Origin of the sequence: Sphingomonas rhamnosi (assembly GCF_036663615.1) — a bacterium.
Taxonomy (GTDB): Bacteria; Pseudomonadota; Alphaproteobacteria; order Sphingomonadales; family Sphingomonadaceae; genus Sphingomonas.
Genome location: NZ_JAXOJJ010000002.1, coordinates 351,629 through 375,569, shown reverse-complemented (window position 1 = coordinate 375,569; position 23,941 = coordinate 351,629). Strand labels below are relative to the sequence as shown.

Genomic DNA, 23,941 nt, shown 5'->3' with positions numbered 1-23,941 from the left:
CGAGCGGATGAGCCGTCGACGTATCCGCGCCGAGCTTTGCCCTCGTCCGCACGGTTGACCAGAGCGCGCGATGGCTCGATGGCAGTGTCATGAGCACGCTCCGGTCGCATCGCCGCATCCTTGCCGCCAGCCTGGTCGGCACTGCGGTCGAGTTCTACGATTTCTACATTTACGCGACCGCTGCGGCGCTGGTGTTCGGGCCGCTGTTCTTTTCCGGTCAGTCGGCGGGCGCGCAGCTGTTGCTGTCGTACGCGACGTTCGGGCTCGCCTTCGTCGCGCGGCCGGTCGGCGCGGTGGTGTTCGGGCATTTCGGCGACCGGGTGGGGCGCAAATCGACTTTGGTCGCCAGCCTGGTGCTGATGGGCGGATCGACCGTCGGGATCGCGTTCCTGCCGACCTATGCGCAGGCCGGGTGGATCGCGCCGGCGCTGCTGTGCCTGATGCGGCTCGGGCAGGGGCTTGGGCTGGGTGGCGAATGGGGCGGGGCGGCGCTGCTCGCGGTCGAGAATGCGCCGCCGCATCGCCGCAACACCTGGGGGATGTTTCCACCGTTGGGTGCGCCGGTCGGCTTCCTGGCCGCGAACGGGCTGTTCCTGCTCATCGGGCTTGTGCTCGACGAGGCGCAGTTCCTGGCCTGGGGGTGGCGGATCCCGTTCCTGCTCAGCGCGGTGCTGGTGGCGCTGGGGCTGTGGGTGCGGCTGAAGCTGGTCGAGACGCCGGCCTTCCTCGAAGCCGAGCGTATCGAGGCGATCCCGAAGGTGCCAATCGCGACCCTGTTGACGGAGCACCTACGGCCGACGCTGGCGGGGACGTTCGGCGTGATCGCGTGCTTCGCGCTGTTCTATCTCGCGACCGCCTTTGCGCTCGGCTACGGGACCAAGACGCTTGGCTATTCGCGCGAGGCGTTCCTCTCGGTCGAATTGGTGGCGATCTGGTTCCTCGCCGGCGGCGTGATCGTCGCGAGCATGCTCGCGGACCGGCATTCGGCGGAGCGGATGCTCGCGATCGGCTTTGCGGGCTGTATCCTGGTCGGCGCGCTAATGGGACCGATGCTGGGGTCGGGATCGCTGGTCGTCGTCGCGCTGTGGCTGTCGGGGGCGCTGTTCGTGATGGGATTCGCCTACGGGCCGCTCGGCGGGTGGCTGCCGAGCCTGTTCCCCGCGGGCGTGCGCTACACCGGGGTGTCGATGACGTTCAATCTGGGCGGCGTACTTGGTGGCGCGCTGGCACCGATCGTGGCCGAGGCGCTGGCGCCGCACGGGTTGTGGATGGTCGGACTGTATCTGATGGCAGCGGGGGTGCTGAGTTTGGGTGGGCTGGCGATGTCGCGCAAATAATCCTCCCCGGCACGGGGAGGGGCACCAGCGCAGCTAGTGGAGGGGGCGTACGTCATACGGCGCGTTCGCGGAGAGCCCCTCCACCCCGCCGCTACGCGTCGCGGTCCCCCTCCCCTTGCAGGGGAGGAGTTAGGCTGCGCGCAGCAGCGTGATTCGGGCCTTCCCGTGAACCCGCGTCGCGTCGACCTCGAAACCGGCGAGCGCCACCTCTTCAGCCTTCGCGGTCTCGATGCTGATCCACGTCGCCGCATTGGTCCAGCCAAGCCGCGCGAGCTTGTCGAGCGCGACCAACCCGGCGCCGGTGCCGTAGGGCGGGTCCATCATGATCACGTCGAGCGCGGCGGGTGCCGGCCCGAGCGCCATCACCGAGGTCGCGCGGACGTCGGCACGGACCTCGAGCTTGGCGAGATTGGCTTTCAGCGCGTCCACCGCGAGCCGATCCTGTTCGACGAACAGGCACGACGCCGCGCCGCGCGACAGCGCCTCAATGCCGAGCGCACCTGACCCTGCGAACAGGTCGGCGACCGCCAGCCCATCGAAGCTGCCGATCCGGCTGATCAGCATCGAGAACAGCGCCTCGCGCGTGCGGTCGGCGGTGGGGCGGGTGTCCTCACCCTTGGGCGCAACGATGGGGCGACCGCGCCACTTACCGGCGATGATACGCATTACTTCTTGCCTCCACGCGGCGCTCTGGGCGGATGACCGCGGCCACCCGATGGGCCCTTGCCCGCGGGACGCGACGGCTTGGCGGCGGTGTCGGGACGGAAGGCCCGGGGTTCGGCGCCCGGGCGGCCACCCGCGCTGCGGGCGGCGCGCTTGTCGATCGGTGCGCGCGGCGCAGTATCGTCGCGGCCGCGCTGTGGCCGCGGGGTGTCGTCACGCGCGCGCTGAGGCCGTGCGCTATCGTCGCGCGGGCGCTGCGGGCGGCTGGCGTCGTACGGCGCACGTTGTGTATCGGTGCGACGCGGGCCGCTGCCGCCGACGCGGGTCGGCGCAGGCTGGGCGTTGCGCGGCGGTTTGGCAGGCCGGAAATGCTTGACCTTCGGGCTGGTGCTCAGCGCCTCTCCACGGTCGCGATCATCATCGCGGCGTTGCCCGGTCGGCCGTGCGGAATGCATCGCCGCCGGCCGCGCCGCGGCACGCGCGCCGGGTTCGGGACGCTCCCAAGGACTGGCGGTGTCACCGCGCTGCTGCAGCGCGGTCGGGCGGATTCGCTCGGGCTTCACGCGCGCCGGGCGCTCCGCGACCGGGCGGGGGGTGCGGATCGGGCCAGCGACCGGGATCGGCGGGCTCTTCGGACGGCCACCGATCCCGGCACCGGCCGCGGCACTCGCGCTGATGCCGATATTGGGGCGCTCGGCGGGACCGGCCGGCTTGCCCTTGCCCAGGTCCTTCTGGAACGCGACGACATCGTGCTGCGTCACCTCGCCGATTTGCCCCGGCATCAGCTCGCCGAGCACGAACGGGCCGTAGCGCGTGCGGATCAGGCGGCTGACCTGGAGCCCCAGATGCTCCAGCACGCGGCGGACTTCGCGGTTCTTGCCCTCGGTCAGGATCATCTCGATCCAGACGTTGGCGCCGGTGCGGCGTTCGATATTGGCGTTGATCGCGCCGTAGCGGACGCCCTCGATCTCGACGCCTTCCATCAGCTCGTCCAGCTGCTGCTGCGTGATCGGCCCGTAAGCGCGCGCGCGATAGGCGCGCTCGACGCCGCTGGCGGGCAGCTCCAGCGTGCGCTTCAGGCCACCGTCGGTGGTCATCAGCAACAGCCCCTCGGTGTTCATGTCGAGGCGCCCGACGGGCACGAGCCGCGGCAGGTCCTTGGGCAGCTTGTCGTAGATGATCGGGCGACCCGCGGGGTCGCGCTCGGTGACGAGCAGGCCGGGCGGCTTGTGATAGAGGTACAGGCGTGCGGCTTCGGGTGGCTGCACGGGATCGCCGTCGACGGTCACGCCGTTCAAATTGCGCAGGATCGTCGCAGGCGTATCGAGCGTCGTGCCGTTAAGCGCGACGCGGCCCTCCTCGATCATGCGCTCGACGTCGCGGCGCGAGGCGATGCCGGCGCGGGCGAGCAGCTTGGCGATGCGGTCACCCGTCGGGGTGCCGGTGGGGGTCGCGACAGGGGTGCCTTCCGGCGGCGTGTCGGAGTCTTTGGAAGTCGTCATCGGGCGCTGATACAGCCGAATGGCCGCGCGCGCGAAAATATTTGCGACCGATGGGTCCGATGCGCGTTAAGGTGCACGGGCGTAACGATATTCGTTCGGGCGTGTGGGGCTTTGGCAGATGCTATTCGGGAAGAAGAAACGCCAGATCGTCCGCTTGTTGTTGGTCGAGGACGAACCGCTGGTCGCGTTCGACACCGAACATTCGCTGAGCGAGGCGAAATTCACGGTCGTCGCGACCACCGACCGCGTCTCCGAGGCGCTGCCGATCATCGAGGAAGACGACGCGATCGACATGCTCGTGGTCGACGTGAACCTGGCCGACGGGTCGGGCGTCGATCTGGCGCGCGCGGCGCATGCGCGCGGCGTGCCGGTGCTGTTCGTGACCGGGAATTTCCCGGACGAAGCCGTGCAATGGGCGAGCGGGTGCCTGTTCAAGCCCTATCTGCCGCGCGACCTGCTCGACGCCATCGCGGCGATCGAGGCAGCGCTGGATGGCAAGACGACCAAGCGGCTGCCGCAGGGGTTCCGGTTGTTCGCGACCGTCTAACGCCGCGCTGAACTGCGGCTCTGCACACGGTTGCCCCCTCAGCGCCGCCTCCCTAGGGTCTGCCCCAAGATCGACTGGGGACAAGCGTATGGAACGGAACGCGGGCACGCGCTGGGTGGATGGACTGCGCCCCTATGTCGAAAAAGCGCCGCTCGCCGCGTTCTTCCTCGGCGTGTCGTCGGGCTTTCCCTATGCGATGATCGGCGCGACGCTGACCAGCCGGCTAGCGCAGGACGGTCTCGACAAGAAGACGATCACCGCGTTCACGCTGGGGTTCCTGGTCTATAATCTGAAGCCGCTCTGGGCCTGGATGATCGACGGCGTGCGGTTGCCCGTGCTCGGGCGGCTGGGGCAGCGCGTGTCGTGGCTGGTGTTCGCCGGGCTGCTGGTGATGGGGGCGGTGATCAATCTGGCGCTGGTCAGTCCAAGCACGAACCTGTCTGGGACGGTACTCGCCGCGATCCTCGTCGGCATCGCCGGTGCGACCTTCGACATTGTCATCGATGCCTATCGGATCGAGACGCTCAAGCCGTATCAGCTCGGCGTCGGCTCGGGCATGACGCAATATGGCTGGCGGATCGGATCGGTCGCGGCGGGCGCGCTGGCGTTGGTGCTGGCGTCGCGGATCGGCTGGGCGGGGGCGTATATGGCCTGCGCGCTGTTCGCACTGCCGGCGATGCTGACCGGGCTGTTGATGGGCGAACCCGAACGCCATCGCGAACCAACCGCCAAGCGCGGCATGGCCGAAATCTGGGCGTCGATCGTCGGCCCCTTCGTCGAGTTCTTCCAGCGTCAGGGCGCCGCGATCATCCTCGTCTTCATCCTGGTCCACAAGATCGGCGACACGCTGGGGCAGATCGTTTTGCGGCTGATGCTCAACGATCTGGGCTTCAGCAACGACGAGATCGCGATCTACGACGTCGGCGTCGGCTTCTGGGCGTATCTGGTCGGCATCTTCATCGGCGGCGTGCTGTACGCACGGCTCGGGCTGAAGCGCTCGGTGCTGATCAGCCTGGTGCTGATGGCGGTGTCGAACGCCAGCTTCGCGCTGCTGGCGGGCGCGGGCCATTCGAACGAGGGCCTCGCCGCTGCGATCGGGTTCGAGAATATCGCGAGCGGGATCGGCGGTGTGACCGTGATCGCCTATTTCTCCGCGCTGTGCGACCTGCGCTTCACCGCGGCGCAATATGCGCTGATCTCGGCGGCCTCGAGCGTGGTCGGGCGGCTGTTGACCGCGACCACCGCGGGCGCGCTGGTCGAGCGGTTCGGCTATGTCGATTTCTACTGGATGACGACGGTGGTCGCGCTGCCCGGCGTGCTGCTGTTCTGGTGGATGAGCCGGTCGGGGACGGTCGACCGCTCGATCGGAACGGCCGGCGTGGACGGTCCGGGCGACGCGCGCGACGGGACGGCGGTCTAGACGATCACCGGGCGCCCCTCGTCGGCGAACGCCATCGCCACCGCGGCCGCGCTGGTGAGGACGCCGTCGACCCGCCGCACCCCAAGCAGGTCGGTCATCAGATACCGCGCCGTGTCGGGTGCGGTCTCGATCCGCGCAAGGACCGTGAGCAGCGCCGATTCCGCGGGCGTCATCCGCGGGCAACAGCATGGCGCGATCGCGATCGTGCCGCTCGACGCCCCCGCCAGATCCGCCATCAACGCGCGCATCAGGATCAATGGTCGTCGAAAGGCCTGCCCGAACGCGGTGAACAGCACATGCGCCGCGCGCGCATCGGCGAGCCCGTGCGCCCCCATCCGCCGCATCGCGAACAGCGCGACGCGCGCATTCGGGCAGGCGGGCAACGCATGCGGCAACAGCGCCGTGACGGTTTGGGGATCGGTCATCTACGCGACTCCGTGGTGAGGCGCGGAGAGTCGCGGTTTCGTTATTGATAGTCAATATCAATAAGGCGTCAATCGGGCAGCTCGTCGTTCTGCGCGAGCACCTCGCCGGCCAGGTACAGCGATCCCGCGATCAGGACGAGGCCCGCTTGCTCGACGCGGTCGAGCGCGGCGGGAATATCCGGCGCGGTGTCCGCTGCGAGGCCCAGGCCGCGCGCGATCGTCGCGAGCGTATCCGGAGCGTGATGCGCATGGCCGGGTACCGGGACGCCGACCAGCCGCTGCGCGGACGGCGCGAGGATGCGTAACACCGCGTCGGCATCCTTGTTGGCGAGCATGCCCATCACCAGCGTCACGGGTCGACCCCGCGCCAGCGTGCGCAATGCCCGCGCGACTGGTTGTGCGGCGCTGGGATTGTGTGCGCCATCCAGCCACAGGTCGCTGCCCGCCGGCAGACGCGCGCTCAACGGGCCGTCGCCGAGCCGCTGCATCCGCGCGGGCCAGTGCGCCCAATCGGCAGCGGCGCGCATCGCCGCCTCGGGAACGTGCACCGCACCCTGATGGCGCAGCATCGCGATCGCCAGCGCGAAGTTGCGCGACTGGTGCGCGCCGACCATCCGCGGCCGGTTGGCGACGATCGAGAAGCCGGGATCTCGGTAGCGCGTCGTGGTGCGCGCGGTCTCGCTGGTCCAGGCGGCGCCGCGCGCGAATACCGGCGCGCCCGCGGCGTCGGCGGCGCGGGCGATCCGCGCGCGCAGCGGACGTGCATAGTCCATCGTGACGAGCGGCACGCCGCGCTTGGCAATCCCCGCCTTCTCGCCCGCGATCTGCAGCAGCGTGTCGCCGAGGAACGCCTGATGGTCGATGCCGAGCGCGGCGATGCCGGTGACGGCGGGCGCCGCGATGACATTGGTCGCGTCGAGCCGGCCGCCGAGCCCGACCTCGACGATCGTCGCCGCGGCGGGGGTGCGCGCAAAGGCGAGGAAGGCGGCGGCGGTGGTGACTTCGAAGAAGCTCGCCTGCAGGTCGTCCGCATGATCGAGCACTTCGGACAGCAAGGCGGCGAGCGCGTCGTCCTCGATCAGCTGCCCGGCCAGGCGGATGCGCTCGTTGAAGCGGACGAGGTGCGGGCTCGAATAGACATGGACCTTGTGCCCTGCCGCCTCGATCGCGGCGCGCAGGAAGGCGCAGGTCGAACCCTTGCCGTTGGTGCCGGCGACGTGGAACACCGGCGGCAGGCTGCGGTGCGGGTCGCCGAGCCGCGCGAGCAGTGCGGTGATGCGCTCGAGCCCGAGGATGTCCGCGCCGGGGGAGAGCGCGGTCAGGCGGTCGAGTTGCGCCTGGACGGCGGGGGACGAGGAGGTGGCGTGGTCGGGCATGAGGTCCTCGATACGTCACCCCGGCCTTGAGCCGGGGTCCCGCTTGCTTGGCCGTCGGAAAGCGGGACCCCGGATCACGTCCAGGGGGACGGCGGTTAGGCCGCCTCGCGCGCGGTCAGATACCCGATCACCGTGCCCAGCTGCGCCTTCAGATCCTTCCGATGTACAACCATGTCGATCATGCCGTGCTCCAGATAATATTCGGACGTCTGGAAATCCTCGGGCAGCTTCTCGCGGATCGTGCTCTCGATCACGCGGCGGCCGGTGAAGGCGAGAGTCGCCTTGGGCTCGGCGATCTGCACGTCGCCGAGCATCGCGTACGCCGCCATCACGCCGCCCGAGGTCGGGTCGGTCAGCACGACGATGTAGGGCAGCCCGGCATCGTGCAGCATCTGGATCGCGACGGTGCTGCGCGGCATCTGCATCAGGCTGAGGATACCCTCCTGCATCCGCGCGCCGCCGCTGGCGGTGAAGATCACGTACGGGCAGCGATCCTCGATCGCGGCCTCGGCACCGCGGACGAAGGCCTCGCCGACCGCGAGGCCCATCGATCCGCCCATGAAGCCGAAATCCTGCACGCCGACGACGACACGGTGGCCGTCGATCGCGCCGCGGGCGTTGACCAGCGCATCCTGTTCGCTGTTGTCGGTCCGCGCTGCCTTGAGGCGATCGGTGTATCGCTTCTGGTCGCGGAACTTCAGCGGGTCCTCGGGCACCTTCGGCGCCGGGAGTTCGCTACAGCTACCCTCGTCGAACAGCTGATGGAAGCGCTCCTTCGGCCCGATGCGGTCGTGGTGATCGCATTTCGGGCAGACGTAGAGATTGTCCTCCAGCTCGCGCGTGAAGACCATCTGCCCGCAGCCCTTGCACTTATGCCAGAGATTCTCGGGCGTTTCGCGCTTGGTGACGAACGGGATGACGTTGCGGACGCTGTTGAGCCAGCTCATGCGGGGACCTTTCGAGCGGACGCAACGGCGTCGGCTAAAGTCTTGATATATTGGCGGACGGGATCGGCCGCGGCAGCGCCGTGCTGCGCGACCAGCTCGACGATCGCCGACCCGACCACGACGCCGTCGGCAACGCGCGCGACGTCGGCGGCCTGGGCGGGGGTGCGGATGCCGAAGCCGACCGCGACGGGGATGTCGGTCGCGGCCTTGAGCCGTGCGACGGCGTCGGCGATCGAGGCTTGCGCCGCTTGCTGCAACCCGGTGATCCCGGCGACCGAGACGTAATAGAGGAAGCCGCTGGCGCCGTTCAGCACCTGCGGCAGGCGGGCGGCGTCGGTGGTGGGCGTGGCGAGGCGGATCAGGTCGATCCCGGCAGCGCGGAGCTGCGGACCGAGCGCATCGTCTTCCTCAGGCGGCACGTCGACGCAGATGACGCCGTCGACGCCAGCCTGCGCGGCGGCATCCGCGAACCAGTCGGCCCCGCGGCGCAGCATCGGGTTGCCGTAACCCATCAGTACCAGCGGCACGTCCGGATGGCGCGCGCGGAACGCGGTGGCAATCACGAGGATGTCGGCGGTCGTGGTGCCCGCGGCGAGGCTGCGGATGTTCGCGGCCTGGATCGCCGGGCCGTCGGCCATCGGATCGGTGAACGGCATGCCGAGCTCGATGACGTCAGCACCGCCCGCAACGATCGCGTCGAGGATCGCGCCGGTGACCTGCGGGGTGGGGTCGCCCGCGGTGACGAACGCGACGAGTGCGGCGCGGCCGGAGGCTGCCGTGCGCGTGAAGGTGGCGGCAAGGCGGCTCACTTGCTCCGCTCCGCTACCCCATTCGTCACCCCAGCGAAGGCTGGGGTCTCCATGGGGCGGGTGTTGCGCTCACCAACAGGAAGACCCCAGCCTGCGCTGGGGTGACGGTGCTTTGCGGGGTGGCTCATATCTTCACCCCTAGCGCTTCGGCGACGGTGAAGATGTCCTTGTCCCCACGTCCGCACAGGTTAGCGAGGATGATCTGATCCTGCCGCATCTCCCGTGCCTTGCGCGTCACCGTTGCGATGGCATGTGAGGGTTCCAGCGCGGGGATGATGCCCTCGGTGCGGCACAGCAGCTGGAATGCGTCGAGCGCTTCGATGTCGGTCGCGCTGTCATATTCGACGCGGCCGATATCGCGCAGCCAGGCATGCTCCGGCCCGATGCCCGGATAGTCGAGGCCCGCCGAGATCGAATGCGCCTCGGTGATCTGGCCGTCTTCGTCCTGCAGCAGATAGGTCTTGTTGCCGTGGAGGACGCCGGGGGATCCGCCCGCCAGGCTCGCCGCATGCTGCTTGTCGAGCCCGTGGCCGGCCGCCTCGACGCCGATCATCTGGACATCGGCGTCGTCGAGGAACGGGTGGAACAGGCCGATCGCGTTCGATCCGCCGCCGATCGCGGCGACCAGCATGTCGGGCAGGCGACCGACTCGCGACAGCATCTGCGCGCGCGCCTCGGTCCCGATCACGCTCTGGAAGTCGCGGACCATCTCCGGATAGGGATGCGGGCCGGCGGCGGTGCCGATGATGTAGAAGGTGTCGTGGACGTTCGCGACCCAGTCGCGCATGCCCTCGTTCATCGCGTCCTTCAGCGTATGCGCGCCGCTGGTGACCGGGCGGATTTCTGCGCCGAGCAGCTTCATGCGGAACACGTTCGGCGCCTGCCGCTCGACGTCCTTGGCGCCCATGTAGATGACGCAGGGCAGCCCGAACCGCGCGCAGACCGTCGCGGTCGCGACGCCGTGCTGACCCGCGCCGGTCTCGGCGATGATCCGGGTCTTGCCCATCCGCATCGCCAGCAGGATCTGGCCGATGCAGTTGTTGATCTTGTGCGCGCCGGTGTGGTTGAGTTCGTCGCGCTTGAACCAGATTTGCGCGCCCATGCCCGGCTCGGCGCTCTCGCGCAGTGCTTCGGTCAGGCGTTCGGCGTAGTAGAGCGGACTCGGCCGGCCGACATAATGTTCGAGCAGGTCGTCGAACTGGGCCTTGAAGGCGGGGTCCGCCTTGGCGGCGCGGTACGCGTCGTCGAGTTCGAGGACGAGCGGCATCAGCGTCTCGGCGACATAGCGGCCGCCGAAGTCGCCGAAATGCCCGCGGTCGTCGGGCTGGGCGCGGTAGGAATTGGGGGCGTTCATGGAGGCGCTTTAGCATCTCGTGCCGGTGCGCCAAGTCCTTGTGTCCTCGCGAAGGCAGAGACCCAAGTCTTGGCACCGCCGTCGCGGGTGAACAGTTAGGCCGCGACGGCGCGCAGGAACGCGGCGATCCGGGTCTCGTCCTTGATCCCTGGTTCGGTCTCCACACCCGACGATACGTCGACCAGCTCCGCCCCGGTCGCCCGGATCGCCTCGGCGACGTTTGTCGGATCAAGCCCCCCCGAGAGCGCCCAGGGCAGCGGATGGCGAAAGCCGCGCAGCAGATCCCAGTCGAACCGGAGTCCCATGCCGCCCGGTAGGGCGGCGCCGTCCGGCGTCTTGGCGTCGTACAGAATGCGGTCCGCGACGCCGCGATACGCCGCCGCCTCGCCCAGGTCCGCGCGCGTGCGGATCGCGACCGCGGCCCATATGCTGCGTCCGAACCGTTGGCGAATCGCATCGGCGCGCTGCGGCGTGGTCTTGTGAAGTTGCAGCGTGTCGAGGGCGCCGGCCACGACCGCCTGTTCGAGCAGCGCATCGTCGGGGTTCACGAACACGCCGACGCGCTTGACATGATCGGGCGCGCGCGCCGCGAGTTCGGCCGCTTTCGCGAACGACAGGTCGCGCGGGGAGGGGGCGAAGAACACGAATCCGACATGGCTAGCGCCATGCTTGATCGCGGCGTCGAGAGTCGCGGGGGTCGAAAGGCCGCAGATTTTCGCGGTGGTCATCAGAGTTCCTAAAGCCCTCTCCCGTCGGGAGAGGGAGGGGCCCGCCGCGAAGCGGTGGGAGGGTGAGGGCAGGGTGTGGCACGCTGCCCTCACCCGCCTCGTTGCGCTCGGCACCTCTCCCGGAGGGCGAGGGGTTTACAGCGTCGCCGCGACCGCGCGTGCTGCTGAGTCCGGATCTTCGGCCTGCGTGATCGGCCGGCCCACCACCAAGATCGACGCGCCCGCATCGAGTGCCGCACGCGGGGTCACCACGCGTTTCTGGTCGCCGATCACCCCGTCGGGCAGCCGCACCCCTGGCACGACGAAAAAGCCCTTCGGCCACAATGCCTTGGCCGCTGAGACCTCGGCGCCGGAGCAGACGATGCCGTCGACCCCCGCCTCGCACGCCAGCTCGGTCAGCCGTGCGACATGGTCATGCGCGCTGCCGGTCACCCCGGTCGCGGCGAGATCGCCGGCGTCGAGGCTGGTCAGCATCGTGACCGCGATGACTTTTGTGCCCTTTGGCGCCGCCGCCTTGGCATCCTCGAGCATCGCGCGCCCGCCGCTGGCGTGGACGGTGAGGATCGCGGGCTTGAGCGCGGTCAGCGCCTGGATCGCCTTGGCGACGGTGTTGGGGATGTCGTGCAGCTTGAGATCGAGGAAGATCGGCAGCCCGAGCTGCTGCATCGCGTGGACCCCCGGCTGCCCGTGCGCGGCGAAGAATTCGAGCCCGAGCTTGAGCCCGCCGACATGCTGGCGAACCTTCGTCGCGATCGCGCGTGCGCGGTCGAGATCGGGCGTATCGAGCGCGAGATAGATGCGGTTCATCAGACGATCCCCGGCGCGACGGGTGCGGGCGCGACCGGTGCGGCTGGTTCGACCGGGTCGGCCGCAGTCGCGACGAAGACCGGTTCGGGCCTCGGCAGCCGCAGTTCGGCCAGCTGCCGCTCGCAGGTCGCCAGACGCTGGCGCAGACGCCACCGGATCGCGTGGTTGTAGAGCATCGTCGGCACGAAGCCGACCAGGAAGGTAACAAGCAGCAGCAGCGGCAGGTTCACGTCGGCGATCAGCCCACCCCACAGCTTGATCGGCACGGTGGTCCAGTTGCCGATGGTGGCGACCGCGGCGATGAACGCCAGCAGGCACCAGAACAGGATCTTCAGGAACTGCATCGTCTTACCTTCTTCCGCCGACCACCGACGTTCCGTTCCCCCGCGAAGGCGGGGGTCCAGGAGTCGCGGGCGTATCGCTTGCCGCTTCTGGACCCCCGCCTGCGCGGGGGAACGGTGGAAAGCTAACCGCGATGGGACGAATAGGCCAGCCTTCAGCCGATTTCCGCGCGAAGCTCGGCGAACAGCGGCGCGATCGCGGTCAGCCGCGGCTGTTCCTCGTCGAGGATCGCGATGAACGCGGCGCGCTTGATCGCCGCGACCCGGCCCGGCTTCATGCGCACGGTTGCGGGCAGCGTCGAGACGGTGATGTCGATCATCCGTTCGGCCCCGTGCAGCCGGCCCCAGAGATAGTCGTTCTCGCGGTAGGCGCGGCTGAAGAAGGCGCCGAAACTGTTGAACTGGATGCCCTTGAGCGTCGCCTCGACTCCGCCCGAGCGGATCCCGGTGGCATCGTCGGGCGCGATGCGGTCGACCTTGATCGGGTCGAATTCGTCGAGCCCCTCGCTTTGCAGCAGCGGCAGGGTCGCGGTGTCGAAATAGGGAAAGCCCAGATAGGCGAGCAGCAGCGTTCGCCGCGCGCGCTTGCCGAGCGCTGCGAAACCCTCGGCCAGGCGAATGTCGGCCGCGGCGTCGATCGCGTGGAGGTCGAGCGAGGTCCCCAGCGTCTCGATCGACGCCGCGATATCGGCGTGCGCGTCGAACGTGCCGTGCGTATCCGCGCGGCGGGCGTCGAGATAGGGCGCGAGCGATTCGTAGATCGCCTCGCGCATCGGCGCCAGTTCGGGCTCGTCGGTCTCGACCTCGATATCGGCGAGCCGGCGCGCCAACAGCCGCAGCCGGCGGATGCGGAAGCCGATGTCGAAGCGGCGCAGGAACGCGATCGCGGCAGGGCTTGCCCCGCGCGAGAAGTTCGGGCCGAGCTGGTCCGCGCCGGTCTGCGCCGCCAGCGTCTCGATCTCCGCGCGGATCCGCCGGAGCCGGTGCGGCGCGTGATCGTCCCCCGCTTGGTGCGACAGCGCGGCGAGCCGATCGACCACGTTGCTGCGCTTCAGATGGCCATAGGCGGCATAGCCATAGCCGGCGCTGGCGATCGCCGCCTTTTGCGACCGCCGCCGCCACGCGACCAGCCGCGTCGGGGTCGGCCGGTCGAGGAACAGCGTGTGGCCGAACAGCGATTCGACCTCGGCCTCGACCTGCGGGCGCAGCGCAACGACGATCCCGCGCATCCGATCGATCCGTGCCGAGCGTTCGGCGATCGCGTCGAGATTGTCGCGGATCGGCTGCTGGCGCGGGATGTCGCTGATCGCGCCGATGATGGTCTGGAAGAACCCCGGCGTGCCCTGGCTGCGGTTGATCGTCAGCTTCACCCCGGGCGACGGATCGATATAGATGATCCGCCGGTCGATCTGGCGGCGCGCGGGGCGTTCCTTGAGCGCGTCGAGCGCGGGGCGGAACGGCGCGTTGGCCAGCACCGATCCGTCGATCAGCACCGCCGATTCGGCTGACCCCGCCGCGGTCTGGCGCGGCAGCGCGCGCGCGAGGAACGCCGCGCGTCCGGGCCATGCGATACCGCGCTCGGCCAGCACGCCGTCGAGTTCGCCGACCGTGAAAGGGGGGAAGGCGCCGGGGAAACTCGACGTTGCACGCGCGGCGAAGGCGAGTTCGGCGAACGCCGCCAGACTGTCGGCCCCGTGGCCGCCGTCGCTGAAGTCGAACACCAGGCGATGCTCGGTCTCGACCACTTCGGGGGGCGAGTTGAGCTCCAGCCGTTCGGGATGGCCGGTGAAGTCGGTGACCGTGACGAACAGGTCGAGCGGCTGCCCCGGTGGTAGCAGCCGGGGGCCGCCTTCGCTCGCCGCCATCGCGTCGAATGCGTCGAGCAGCTTGTGGACGAAGCTGGCCCCGCCGAACGGTGGCTCGAACCAGCGAGAGCGGATGAAGTGCGACAGCTTGGTCCGCACCTCCTCGCGGGTCGCCTCGTCGAGCTCCTCGACCTTGTCCGCGCTGCGCCCCGCCGCCATCCACGCGAAGGGCATCGCCCAGGCCTTCGAGAACCGCGACTGCGGTGCGCTCGACGGGTCGATCAGCGCCTCGACATCGGCAGCGGTCAGCCAGAGGTCGGTCAGCGGGTCGAGGCTCTGTCCCGTGGTGATCGCCTGCGCCAGGAAGATGCCGTTGATCCCGCCCGCGCTCGCGCCGGCGATGATATCGGCCAGCACGCGGACGCGTAACCCGCCCTCGGCCTCGATCTCCGACAGGAGTTCGGCGTAGACGCCTTCGATGCCCTGCGCTGGGGGATCGCCGTCGTGGAACGCGCGGCTCGCACAGGCCAGCCGCCAAATCTCCTTGGTGATGCCGTGCATGTAGATCGCAAGGCTAATCCCGCCATAGCAGACGAGCGCGAGGCGCAGTTCCTTCTCGCGGATCATCGGGCAGGGCGCCTGTCGTCACCAGATTCGTCATCCCAGCCGGTGCTGGGATGACGAGCGGGGACAGGTTGCAGGGAAGTCGTGCCGTTCACACCGCCTCCAACATCGCCCAGATCGGCAGATGATCCGATGCCTTGCGCGCCGCGGCGCTGTCGTGGACGCCGCAGCGCACGACCTTGAGTGCCTTCGACACCATGATCCGGTCAAGACGCGCGATCGCCCGCCGTGAATGGAAACTGGGGCCGGTCGGCGCGAACGCATGATCGCGGCCAAAATCCCGCAAACACCCCGAGCCTGCGCTCCATTCGTTGAGGTCGCCCATCAGCACGGTGGGATGCGCGTGCGTGCACGCCTCGACATGTGCGAGGATCGCGGTGGCCTGCTTGCGGCGCCACAGTCCCGACAGATCGAGATGCATGCCGACCACGCGGATCATGCCGCCGGCTGTCTGCACATCGGCCATTACGGCGCCGCGCGGCTCGAGCGACGGCAGATGGATCGTCTCGCTATCGACCAGTTTCGCCGATTTGCGGATCAGGATGACGTTGCCGTGCCACCCCATGCTGACGGTGTGCTTGCCGAACACCACCGGCTTCCAGTCGCTATGCTCGTCGAGCAGGTGGAACGGCAGCACGCACGCCTTGGTACCGAACCGCCGGTCGGCCTCCTGCAACGCGATCACGTCGGCGTCGATCTCGCGCAACACCTCGACCACCCGTTCGGGGTTGCGACGGCGATCCAGGCCGATGCCCTTGTGGATATTGTAGCTGGCGACCTTGATCATGAACGGGTGCCAACGCTGGAGGTACGGGCGGGGTTGCAGCGCTCTTAGAGGGTGTTCGGCCTCCGCAACACTCCTCGTTTCGCGATGCTGCGCCACGAACGCAAGGCGCCGGCGAAGGCGCAGACCGGTTTGCCGCGTGATGGCAACGGCTTGACGCACGCCACGCGGGGGGCTCACACTGGGGACGAGCAAGGGACATGGATCCCGTGCCGCGCAGGGGAGAGGACCGATGAAGGCGTTTTCCGCCGCCGCATTGCTATGCGGCACGCTGTTGTCGACCATGGCAGCAGCCCAGACAGCAACATCCACCGCCGTTTCCGCCCGAGACCCGTACGACCGGATGGTGGTGTTCGGCGACAGCCTTGCCGATGGCGGCTATTATCTGACGCTCGACCCGCGGATCCCGCGCGACGCGGGCAGTTTCACGACCAATCCGGATCCGGTCTCGCCCGAGGTGCTGGCGGCACGGCTCGGGCTGACGCTGCTGCCGGTCTATGGTCAGGGCGGCACCAATTACGCGGTCGGCGGCGCGCGCGTCACGCTGCCGAACGATCTGTCGATCCCGATCACGACGCAGATCACCCGGTTCCTCGCCGCGGGTGGCACCTTCGGGCCGCGCGACCTCGTCTATATCCAGGGCGGCGGGAACGACTATTTCGCGTTCGTAGCGGCAGGCGGCACCAACCCCGCGACCCTGACGACCGCTGCCACGCAGCTCGCGGCGCAAGTCAGTCGGCTGCAGCTCGCGGGCGCGACCCGGCTCGTGACGGTTGCGGTCCAGTCGGGCGGTGCGGCGGGGATCCAGCTGTTCAATCGCACCTATGCCGCGGCGCTGGCGGCGGCGAACGTCAACGCGCTGTATTTCGATACCGACCGGCTGTTCGGCGAATTCGTCGCCAGCCCGTCCACCTATGGCTTCACCAACATCACCGGCGTGGCCTGCACCGTGCCGTCGTCGCTGAACTGCACGCGCACCACCTTGGTGTCGCCCAATGCGAACGAGACCTATGTGCTCGCGGACAGCGTCCACCCGTCGGGCGCCGCGCAGCGCATCCAGGGGCAGGCGGTCGCCAGCCTGATCCAGGCACCCGAACAGATCGCCGGGCTCGGCTATGCCGCGCAGGCGATGTTCCGCGGTCAGCGCGACCTGATCGAAGGCGCGGAACGTGGTGGCGCGCAGCGGATCGGCCGTGGCCTGTCGGTGTTCGGCGGCGCGGCCTATCATTATTATGCCAGCGGCAGTTCCGCCCAGCGCGTCGGCATCACCGATCGCGGGTTCAGCGGTACGCTTGGCGCGGATCTGGCGATCGGCGACGCGTCCGGCGTGGGGATCGCCGGCGGCTATTCCGACGGCACCGGTGATTTCGCCGCGGGGGCAGGGGAGTACAAACCGCGTGCCTGGTCGGTGAGCGGCTATGCGCGAGGAGAAGTCGGTCCGGTACGGCTGCTCGCCGACGGCACCTATGGCGAGATCGACTATCGCCGGATCCGCCGCAGCGTTCAGCTCGGCCCGGCGATCCGGTCGCACGATGGCCAGACCGCCGGGACGTACGTCGCCGGGCGAGTCACCGCGGCGTTCGATCTGTTCACCGCGGGCGGGGTCGCGATCGGTCCGGACGTGGCGGTGCAATATGACCGCGTTCGCCTGGCCGGCTATGCCGAATCGGGCGGCTTTTCGACCGCAGCGGCGTTCGGACGGCAAGAGGTGGAGAGCCTGACCGGCCGCTTCGGCGCCGTGGCGCGCAGCGTGCCCGGACAGCCCGTGCGGTTCTTCGCGCGCGCGGGCTATGAACGCGAATTCCGGGATGATCCGCGGATGCTGACGATCACGCCCACCGGCGCGCCGATCAGCTTCACCAGCCAGGTGGACCGCGCCGATCGAGAGTATTTGTCCTACGCGCTCGGGATCGACGGCCAGCTGGCGGGCGCGGTTTCGTTGCGGGCGGGCGTTGCAGGCTATGCCTATCGCAGCGACCGCGACAGCATCACCGCGTTCGCAGGGCTATCGGCGGCGTTCTGAGCGCCGCCGATAGCGATCGGTTCCGGGCGATCCGCGTTCAGCCGGCGGTCGCCGCCATGCGCGCGGCCTGCTTCTCGTCCTCGGTCCAGACCTTGCGGACGCGCTCCTTGGGCGGTTTGACCTGCTTGACGGGGCCGCCGCCCAGCACCGGCGCGCGCTTGGTCGAGTGGCGCGCGGTTTCGGAATGCCATTGGTGGTCGGCCTGAACGGTCAGGGCGCGTCCGATTTCGCGCTCGACATCATGGAGCCAGGCGCGCTGTTCGGCATCGCACAGCGTGACCGCGAAGCCGTTTCGCCCAGCGCGACCGGTGCGGCCGATGCGGTGGACATAGCTTTCGGGCAGGCTCGGCAGATCGTGGTTGAAGACATGCGTGACGGTGTCGACGTCGATGCCGCGGGCGGCGATATCGGTCGCCACCAGGACCTGCACGGTTCCGGCGCGAAACGCGTCCAACGCCCGCTCGCGCTGACCCTGCGACTTATTGCCGTGGAGCGCTTCGGCGGTGATACCGCCCTCGCTGATAAAGGCGCAGACCTCGTTGGCGATGTTCTTCTGGAGCGTGAAGACGACCGCCTGGCCCATGTCCGGCGTCCGCAGCAGTTCCAGCAGCGCCGCCTTCTTGTCCGCCGCGTCGAGGAACATCACCGATTGCTCGATGCGATCGACGGTGGTCGACGGCGGGGCGATTTCCACCTTCGCCGGATCGCGCAACAGGCTCTCGGCCAGCGCGGCAATCGATTTCGGCATCGTCGCCGAAAAGAGCAAGGTGTGGCGATCGGCAGGAAGAGTCGCGACGATCCGCTCGATCGGCTTGGCGAAGCCCATGTCGAGCATCTGGTCGGCCTCGTCGAGCACCAGCGCTTCGAGCGCGGACAGATCGCACAGGCCCTGGTCGACCAGGTCCAGCAAGCGCCCGGGCGCCGCGACGATGACGTCCACGCCGTCCTTCAGTGCGTTGACCTGATGGAACTGGCTGACGCCGCCGAAGATCGTCGTCACGCGCAGCGGCTGGTGACGGCCGAAGCTCTCGAACCCGGCGGCAATCTGCGAGACCAGTTCGCGCGTGGGGGCGAGCACGAGGACGCGGGCACCACGCGCCGGTGCCGGGCGGGGATTTGCGGCGAGGCGATGAAGCAGCGGCAGCGCGAACGCTGCGGTCTTGCCGGTCCCGGTCTGCGCCATGCCGAGCATGTCGCGCGCCTGCAGAAGAAGCGGGATCGACTGCGCCTGGATCGGCGTCGGGCGGGAATAGCCTTCTTCGGCCAGCGCCGACAGCAGGGTGGGCGCCAGATCGAGGTCGGCAAACGTCATAGTCATGGTCACGCGGCGCCTCCGGCGCTGAACAAGGCTGCGCCGGATTTGGGCTTAGCATCTTTGGAATTGCGCGCCTGTTAGGTTCTATGCTGCACCGCGTCAAACAAGCAGCTGTGCGGACGCTTGGCTTCTCGTTCGCATCCGACCACGTCGAAACAGCTCACAGGTCCGGTTTTGCGGGAAATGGACGGCAAGCTGGCGCGCCCGGAGGGATTCGAACCCCCGACCGAGGAGGTAGAAGCTCCTTGCTCTATCCATCTGAGCTACGGGCGCGCACCGGGATCGATTAGCGTGGATTGCGCGACCTTGGAACCGTGATCATAATCGCGGGCATGAACGACGAGACAACGATCGAGAGCCCCACGGCAGCGGCGACGCCGATGGCGGCCAGCGCGGTGCGGGGCGAGCGGTTCCGCTATTACGACTTCGTGATGGCGGCGTTCGTCACGATCTTGTTGCTGTCGAACGTGATCGGCGCGGGGAAGGTCGCGGTTGTCCACCTGCCGGGGATCGGCGACTGGCCGTTCGGCGCGGGAATCCTGTTCTTCCCCGTCAGCTACGTGATCGGCGACGTCCTGACCGAGGTTTATGGCTATGCCCGCGCGCGGCGCGTAATCTGGGCGGGGTTCGCCGCGGTCGTGTTCATGGCGTTCATGGCGTGGATCGTCGTCGCGCTGCCGCCGGCGCCGACATGGACCAACCAGGCCGCGTACGCGACGATCTTTGGCCAGGTCCCGCGGATCGTCGGCGCCAGCGTCTGCGCCTTCTGGGCGGGCGAGTTCGTCAACTCCTACGTCCTCGCGCGGATGAAGGTGTGGACGGCGGGCAAGCATCTGTGGACGCGGACGATCGGGTCGACGGTGCTGGGCGAGGGGGTCGACAGCCTGATCTTCTACCCGCTTGCCTTCTGGGGTGCGGAAGGGTGGACACCGGCGCTGGTGGTGACGGTATTGTTCACGCAGTGGGCGCTGAAGGTGGGTTGGGAGGTGCTGCTGACTCCGGTCACCTATGTCGCGGTGGGATGGCTGAAGCGGCGCGAAGGCATCGACGTATTCGACCGCGATACGGATTTCTCCCCGTTCCGCGCGGGAGTTTGACGGGCAGTGTTCCCCCGCGGAGGCGGGGGGCCAGGAGTCACGAGGGTTGCGCTGCTTGATCCTGGACTCCCGCTTTCGCGGGAGAACACGGTGTCGATAGGACGCGCCATCACACGATCACGCTACGGCGGGCAGCTTCTCCAGATGCTTCTCCAGCGTGATCGGATAATCGCGCACGCGGACCCCGGTGGCGTTGTAAATGGCGTTGGCGATCGCCGCGCCCACGCCGCAGATGCCGAGCTCGCCGACGCCCTTGGCCTTCATCGGCGACGAGAATTCGTCGACCTCATCGAGGAACACGACCTCCTGGTGCGGGATGTCGGCGTGGACCGGCACTTCGTAGCCGGCGAGATCGTGGTTGACGAAGAAACCGAACCTTTTGTCGACCGCCAGCTCTTCCATCAGCGCGGCGCCCGCGCCCATTGTCATCGCGCCGATCACCTGACTGCGCGCCGATTTGGGGTTCAGGATACGCCCCGCGGCGCAAACCGCGAGCATCCGCCGGATGCGAACGACGCCGGTATAGGCGTCGACCCCGACCTCGACGAAATGCCCGGCAAAGGTCGATTGCTGATATTTCTTGCCGAGATCGCCATATTCGATGCCGTCCTCGACCGTGATCCCGGCGTCGCCAGCCGCATCGCCCAGCGCCATCGAACGGTTGCCCGAGACGACCTTGCCGTCGGCGAACTGCGCATCAGCGGAATTGAACCCGGCCTTTTGGGCAATCTGCTCACGCAGCTTCATGCACGCGGCATAGACGCCGGCGGTCGAATTGTTCGCGCCCCATTGGCCACCCGAGCCCGACGAGGCGGGGAAGCTCGAATCGCCCAGCAGAACGACGACCTTGTCCATGTCGACGCCCATCGTCTCGGCAGCAGTCTGCGCGATGATCGTGTAGGTGCCGGTGCCGATATCGGTCATGTCGGTCGAGACCGTGACCACGCCCTTGCGGTCGATGCCGACGCGCGCCGCCGACTTCATCAGCAGGTTGTTGCGGAAGCCTGCGGCCATGCCCATGCCCACCAGCCAGTTGCCATCGCGGACCTGTGCGGGCTTGGCGTTGCGCTTGTCCCACCCGAACGTCGCCGCACCCTGCGTCAGGCACTGGATAAACTGGCGGTGCGAATAGCGCCGCTCGGGCTTTTCGGGGTCGACCTGGGTGTCGTTGACGATGCGGAACTGGACCGGGTCCATGCCCAGCTTCTCCGCCATCTCATCCATCGCGATCTCGAGCGCCATCAGCCCGGGTGCCTCCCCGGGCGCGCGCATCGCATTGCCCTCGGGCAGATCGAGCACCGCGAGGCGCATCGACGTCAGCCGGTTCGCGCCGGCATACATCAGCCGGGTCTGCGACACCGCGGTCTCGGGGCCACCGCCGGGCAAATCGCCCGATCCGCTCTCATGCGCGATCGCGGTGATCTTGCCGGCCTTGGTGGCGCCGATCCGGATCCGCTGCATCGTCGCCGGGCGGTGCGTGGTGTTGTTGAAGATCAACGGCCGCTGCAACGTCACCTTCACCGGTCGCGCCGCCGCGCGCGCGCCCAGCGCCGCAAGCACCGCATCGGCCCGGACGAACAGCTTTCCGCCGAATCCGCCGCCGATATAGGGCGAAATCAGCCGAACATTCTCCTTGGGGATGCCCAGAGTCTTGGCGACGTCGCCCTTGCCCCAGGCGATCATCTGGTTCGACGTCCACAGCGTCAGCTTGTCCCCGTCCCATGCCGCGGTCGAGGCGTGCGGCTCCATCATCGCATGGCTGTGATCGGGCGTGGTGTAGCGCGCGTCGATCGTCACCGCTGCCTTGGCGAACGCACCTTCGAAATCGCCGACGCGATCGACCGGTGGGGCGGCGCTGCCCTCGCCGCTGCTGTCGCCCTTGAGCGGCGCGGTCTTGAGTTCGGCGGCAAGGTCGTAGCGCCCCTTGGTGCGGGCATACTCCACGCGGACCAGCGCTGCGGCCGCGCGCGCCTGTTCGAACGTCTCGGCGACGACCAGCGCAATTGCCTGGTGATAATGCTGGATCTCGGGCCCGCCGAGCAGGTTGGCGGTGTTGAAATCGCCCTTGGTCAGCGTGCCCGCGTTCTCCGCGGTGACGATCGTCAGCACACCGGGCGCAGCCCTGGCCGCCGCCAGGTCGATCCGCGTGATCCGACCGGTGGCGATCGCGGCGCCGACGACATAGCCATAGGCCGGGTTCGGGACCGCGTCGTGGCGCTCATAGGCGTAGGGCGCGGTGCCGGTGGTCTTGAACTTGCCGTCGATCCGGTCGTGCGGCTTGCCGATGACCTTCAGCTGGTCGATCGGGTTGGTGCCCGCAGGCGTCGTGAACTTCATGCCGCTACCTTCGTCGTCTGGGCTTCCGCCATCACCGCGGCGAGCGTGCGCTCGATCAGCGGGATCTTGAACGCATTGTCCTGGGTCGGCCTGGCACCGGCGAGCAGCCGCGACGCGACCGCCTTGGCGCCCTGCGGCATCGCGGCGTCCGCCGCGTCGACCCGCCACGGTTTCGGCGCGATGCCGCCGATCGCGACACGCCCGCTGCCGTCGGGCTGGATCACCGCCGCCACCGATACCAGCGCGAATGCGTAGGAGGCACGGTCGCGCACCTTGTGATAGATATGCGTGCCGCCGATCGGGCGGGGCAGGGTCACCGCGGTGATCAGCTCGCCCGGGGCCAGCGCGGTCTCGATATGCGGCGTGTCGCCCCACAGCCGGTGGAAATCCACGATCGCGATCGTCCGGGTCTGACCCTTGGGATCGACCGTCTCGACGCTTGCATCGAGCACCCGCATCGCCACCGCCATGTCGCCGGGATAGGTCGCGATGCATGCGTCGCTGGTGCCGATCACGCCCAGCTGCCGGCTATAGCCGCCGATCGCTGCGCAGCCTGAGCCCGGCTTGCGCTTGTTGCACGCCTGGTTGGTGTCGTAGAAATAGGGGCACCGCGTCCGCTGCAGCAGATTGCCCGCGGTGGTCGCCTTGTTACGCAACTGTCCGCTGGCCCCGGCGACGATCGCGCGGCTGAGCACGCCGTAATCGCGACGGACGCGGTCGTCGGCCGCCAGTGCGGTGTTGTTGACCAGAGCGCCGATCCGCAGGCCGCCGTCCTTGGTCGCCTCGATCCTGTCGAGCTTCAGGTCCTGCACGTCGACGAGATGCGCGGGCGCCTCGATCTCGAGCTTCATCAGGTCGAGCAGATTGGTGCCGCCGGCGATGAACTTCGCGCCCGCGTGCGACGCGACCGCCTTGGCAGCTTCGGCCGGGGTCTTGGCGCGCTGATAGGTGAAGGGCTTCATGCCTTGGCTCCCGCGACGTCGATCATCGCTTCGAGGATGTTCGAATAGGCGCCGCAGCGGCAGATATTGCCGCTCATCCGCTCGCGCATCTCGGCGTTGCTCGCAGTCGGGCGATCGGTCAGGCTCACGCTCGCATGGCTAGGGACGCCCGCCTTAATCTCGTCGAGCACCGCGACGGCCGAACAGATCTGCCCCGGCGTGCAATAGCCGCACTGATACCCGTCGTGTTTCACGAACGCGGCCTGCATCGGGTGCAGCTTGTCGGGGGTGCCGAGCCCTTCGATCGTCGTCACCGAATCGCCCTGGTGCATCACCGCTAGCGTAAGGCAGGAATTGATCCGCTTGCCCTCGACGATCACTGTGCACGCGCCGCACTGGCCGTGATCGCAGCCCTTCTTGGTCCCGGTCAGGTGGAGATGCTCGCGGAGCGCATCGAGCAGAGTCGTGCGGGTGTCGACATCGAGTGTGCGGTTGGTGCCGTTGACCTTCAGCGAGACCTTCATCGTCGGCGGCATCGACTGCGGCGATGCGCGTCCCTGCGCCTCGGCCTCGCCGAGCGGAACCGACGACAGGGCCGCGGTGGCCGCGCCGCCGGCGAGAATGCCACGTCTAGAAATCTCGGTATCCCCGGGGCTGTGCATAGGATCGTCCTTGAATGATGGCGCTGGCCCGCGCATTCGCGTTGCCGGCAAGCCGAATGAGATACCGTGGTGGTCGAAAGACCGGTTGGTTCAGCGC

The 23,941-nt window shown here is 68.4% G+C and carries 21 protein-coding genes and 1 tRNA gene; 5 read left to right on the top strand and 17 right to left on the bottom strand.

What is annotated here, in order from left to right:
* The first annotated feature begins 89 nt into the window (after positions 1-89).
* Positions 90-1,337 carry an MFS transporter gene (locus U1701_RS06760; protein ID WP_332781775.1) on the top strand — a complete coding sequence of 416 codons (1,248 nt, stop codon included), beginning with the start codon at positions 90-92 and terminating at the stop codon, positions 1,335-1,337.
* Between the two features lie 129 nt (positions 1,338-1,466).
* Here U1701_RS06760 and rsmD read toward each other — a convergent pair whose 3' ends face one another.
* Positions 1,467-2,003, bottom strand: coding sequence for a 16S rRNA (guanine(966)-N(2))-methyltransferase RsmD (gene rsmD / locus U1701_RS06755; protein WP_332781774.1), 537 nt, complete (start codon positions 2,001-2,003; stop codon positions 1,467-1,469).
* Positions 2,003-3,502, bottom strand: coding sequence for a pseudouridine synthase (locus tag U1701_RS06750; protein WP_332781773.1), 1,500 nt, complete (start codon positions 3,500-3,502; stop codon positions 2,003-2,005). The genes rsmD and U1701_RS06750 overlap by 1 nt, the downstream gene beginning before the upstream one ends.
* Before the next feature lie 118 nt (positions 3,503-3,620).
* Between U1701_RS06750 and U1701_RS06745 the strand changes: the two genes are divergently transcribed.
* The gene (locus tag U1701_RS06745) at positions 3,621-4,049 is read left to right on the top strand and encodes a response regulator (protein WP_332781772.1); all 429 of its coding nucleotides are present in this window, start codon (positions 3,621-3,623) and stop codon (positions 4,047-4,049) included.
* A gap of 88 nt (positions 4,050-4,137) precedes the next feature.
* A complete protein-coding gene (locus U1701_RS06740) occupies positions 4,138-5,469 on the top strand; it encodes an AmpG family muropeptide MFS transporter (RefSeq protein WP_332781771.1) in 1,332 nt (443 codons plus the stop codon).
* Here U1701_RS06740 and U1701_RS06735 read toward each other — a convergent pair.
* The 10 genes from U1701_RS06735 to U1701_RS06690 all read right to left on the bottom strand — a co-directional run bounded on the left by U1701_RS06735 (position 5,466) and on the right by U1701_RS06690 (position 15,472).
* A complete protein-coding gene (locus U1701_RS06735) occupies positions 5,466-5,894 on the bottom strand; it encodes a DUF6628 family protein (protein ID WP_332781770.1) in 429 nt (142 codons plus the stop codon). The two genes, U1701_RS06740 and U1701_RS06735, sit on opposite strands and share 4 nt — an antisense overlap.
* A 68-nt stretch (positions 5,895-5,962) precedes the next feature.
* Positions 5,963-7,270, bottom strand: coding sequence for a bifunctional folylpolyglutamate synthase/dihydrofolate synthase (locus U1701_RS06730; RefSeq protein ID WP_332781769.1), 1,308 nt, complete (start codon positions 7,268-7,270; stop codon positions 5,963-5,965).
* Positions 7,271-7,365: 95 nt separating this feature from the next.
* Complete coding sequence (gene accD, locus U1701_RS06725; RefSeq protein ID WP_332781768.1) at positions 7,366-8,217, bottom strand: acetyl-CoA carboxylase, carboxyltransferase subunit beta; 852 nt, start codon at positions 8,215-8,217, stop codon at positions 7,366-7,368.
* Entirely contained in the window at positions 8,214-9,026 is an 813-nt protein-coding gene (gene trpA / locus U1701_RS06720) for a tryptophan synthase subunit alpha (protein WP_332781767.1), read from the bottom strand. Before trpA ends, accD begins: the two co-directional genes overlap by 4 nt.
* A gap of 124 nt (positions 9,027-9,150) precedes the next feature.
* Positions 9,151-10,380 (bottom strand): tryptophan synthase subunit beta, encoded by a 1,230-nt coding sequence (gene trpB / locus U1701_RS06715; RefSeq protein WP_332781766.1) that lies wholly within the window; start codon positions 10,378-10,380, stop codon positions 9,151-9,153.
* A gap of 95 nt (positions 10,381-10,475) precedes the next feature.
* Positions 10,476-11,111 carry a phosphoribosylanthranilate isomerase gene (locus tag U1701_RS06710; protein WP_332781938.1) on the bottom strand — a complete coding sequence of 212 codons (636 nt, stop codon included), beginning with the start codon at positions 11,109-11,111 and terminating at the stop codon, positions 10,476-10,478.
* 132 nt (positions 11,112-11,243) lie between these two features.
* Positions 11,244-11,915: an orotidine-5'-phosphate decarboxylase gene (pyrF, locus tag U1701_RS06705; protein ID WP_443026001.1), complete on the bottom strand. Its 672-nt coding sequence runs from the start codon at positions 11,913-11,915 to the stop codon at positions 11,244-11,246.
* Entirely contained in the window at positions 11,915-12,259 is a 345-nt protein-coding gene (locus U1701_RS06700) for a lipopolysaccharide assembly protein LapA domain-containing protein (RefSeq protein ID WP_332781765.1), read from the bottom strand. The genes pyrF and U1701_RS06700 overlap by 1 nt, the downstream gene beginning before the upstream one ends.
* A gap of 152 nt (positions 12,260-12,411) precedes the next feature.
* Positions 12,412-14,688: a patatin-like protein gene (locus U1701_RS06695; protein WP_332781764.1), complete on the bottom strand. Its 2,277-nt coding sequence runs from the start codon at positions 14,686-14,688 to the stop codon at positions 12,412-12,414.
* Positions 14,689-14,776: 88 nt separating this feature from the next.
* Positions 14,777-15,472, bottom strand: a complete 696-nt coding sequence (locus tag U1701_RS06690) for an endonuclease/exonuclease/phosphatase family protein (protein ID WP_332781763.1) — start codon at positions 15,470-15,472, stop codon at positions 14,777-14,779.
* Between the two features lie 229 nt (positions 15,473-15,701).
* Here U1701_RS06690 and U1701_RS06685 point away from each other — a divergent pair, with 229 nt between their 5' ends.
* Positions 15,702-17,492 carry an autotransporter domain-containing protein gene (locus U1701_RS06685; protein WP_332781762.1) on the top strand — a complete coding sequence of 597 codons (1,791 nt, stop codon included), beginning with the start codon at positions 15,702-15,704 and terminating at the stop codon, positions 17,490-17,492.
* Positions 17,493-17,529: 37 nt separating this feature from the next.
* Here the strand turns inward: U1701_RS06685 and U1701_RS06680 are convergent, their stop codons facing one another.
* Positions 17,530-18,810: a DEAD/DEAH box helicase gene (locus U1701_RS06680; RefSeq protein WP_332781936.1), complete on the bottom strand. Its 1,281-nt coding sequence runs from the start codon at positions 18,808-18,810 to the stop codon at positions 17,530-17,532.
* 193 nt (positions 18,811-19,003) lie between these two features.
* Positions 19,004-19,080, bottom strand: a tRNA-Arg gene (locus U1701_RS06675).
* Between the two features lie 107 nt (positions 19,081-19,187).
* On the opposite strand from U1701_RS06675, the gene U1701_RS06670 reads away from it, so the two are divergent.
* Entirely contained in the window at positions 19,188-19,904 is a 717-nt protein-coding gene (locus U1701_RS06670) for a queuosine precursor transporter (protein WP_332781935.1), read from the top strand.
* Between the two features lie 117 nt (positions 19,905-20,021).
* Here the strand turns inward: U1701_RS06670 and paoC are convergent, their stop codons facing one another.
* The 3 genes from paoC to paoA are packed head-to-tail and all read right to left on the bottom strand — an operon-like array spanning position 20,022 to position 23,844.
* Positions 20,022-22,241, bottom strand: coding sequence for an aldehyde oxidoreductase molybdenum-binding subunit PaoC (gene paoC, locus U1701_RS06665; protein ID WP_332781761.1), 2,220 nt, complete (start codon positions 22,239-22,241; stop codon positions 20,022-20,024).
* Complete coding sequence (locus tag U1701_RS06660; protein WP_332781760.1) at positions 22,238-23,203, bottom strand: FAD binding domain-containing protein; 966 nt, start codon at positions 23,201-23,203, stop codon at positions 22,238-22,240. Before U1701_RS06660 ends, paoC begins: the two co-directional genes overlap by 4 nt.
* Positions 23,200-23,844, bottom strand: coding sequence for an aldehyde dehydrogenase iron-sulfur subunit PaoA (gene paoA, locus U1701_RS06655; RefSeq protein ID WP_332781759.1), 645 nt, complete (start codon positions 23,842-23,844; stop codon positions 23,200-23,202). The genes U1701_RS06660 and paoA overlap by 4 nt, the downstream gene beginning before the upstream one ends.
* Between the last annotated feature and the right edge of the window lie 97 nt (positions 23,845-23,941).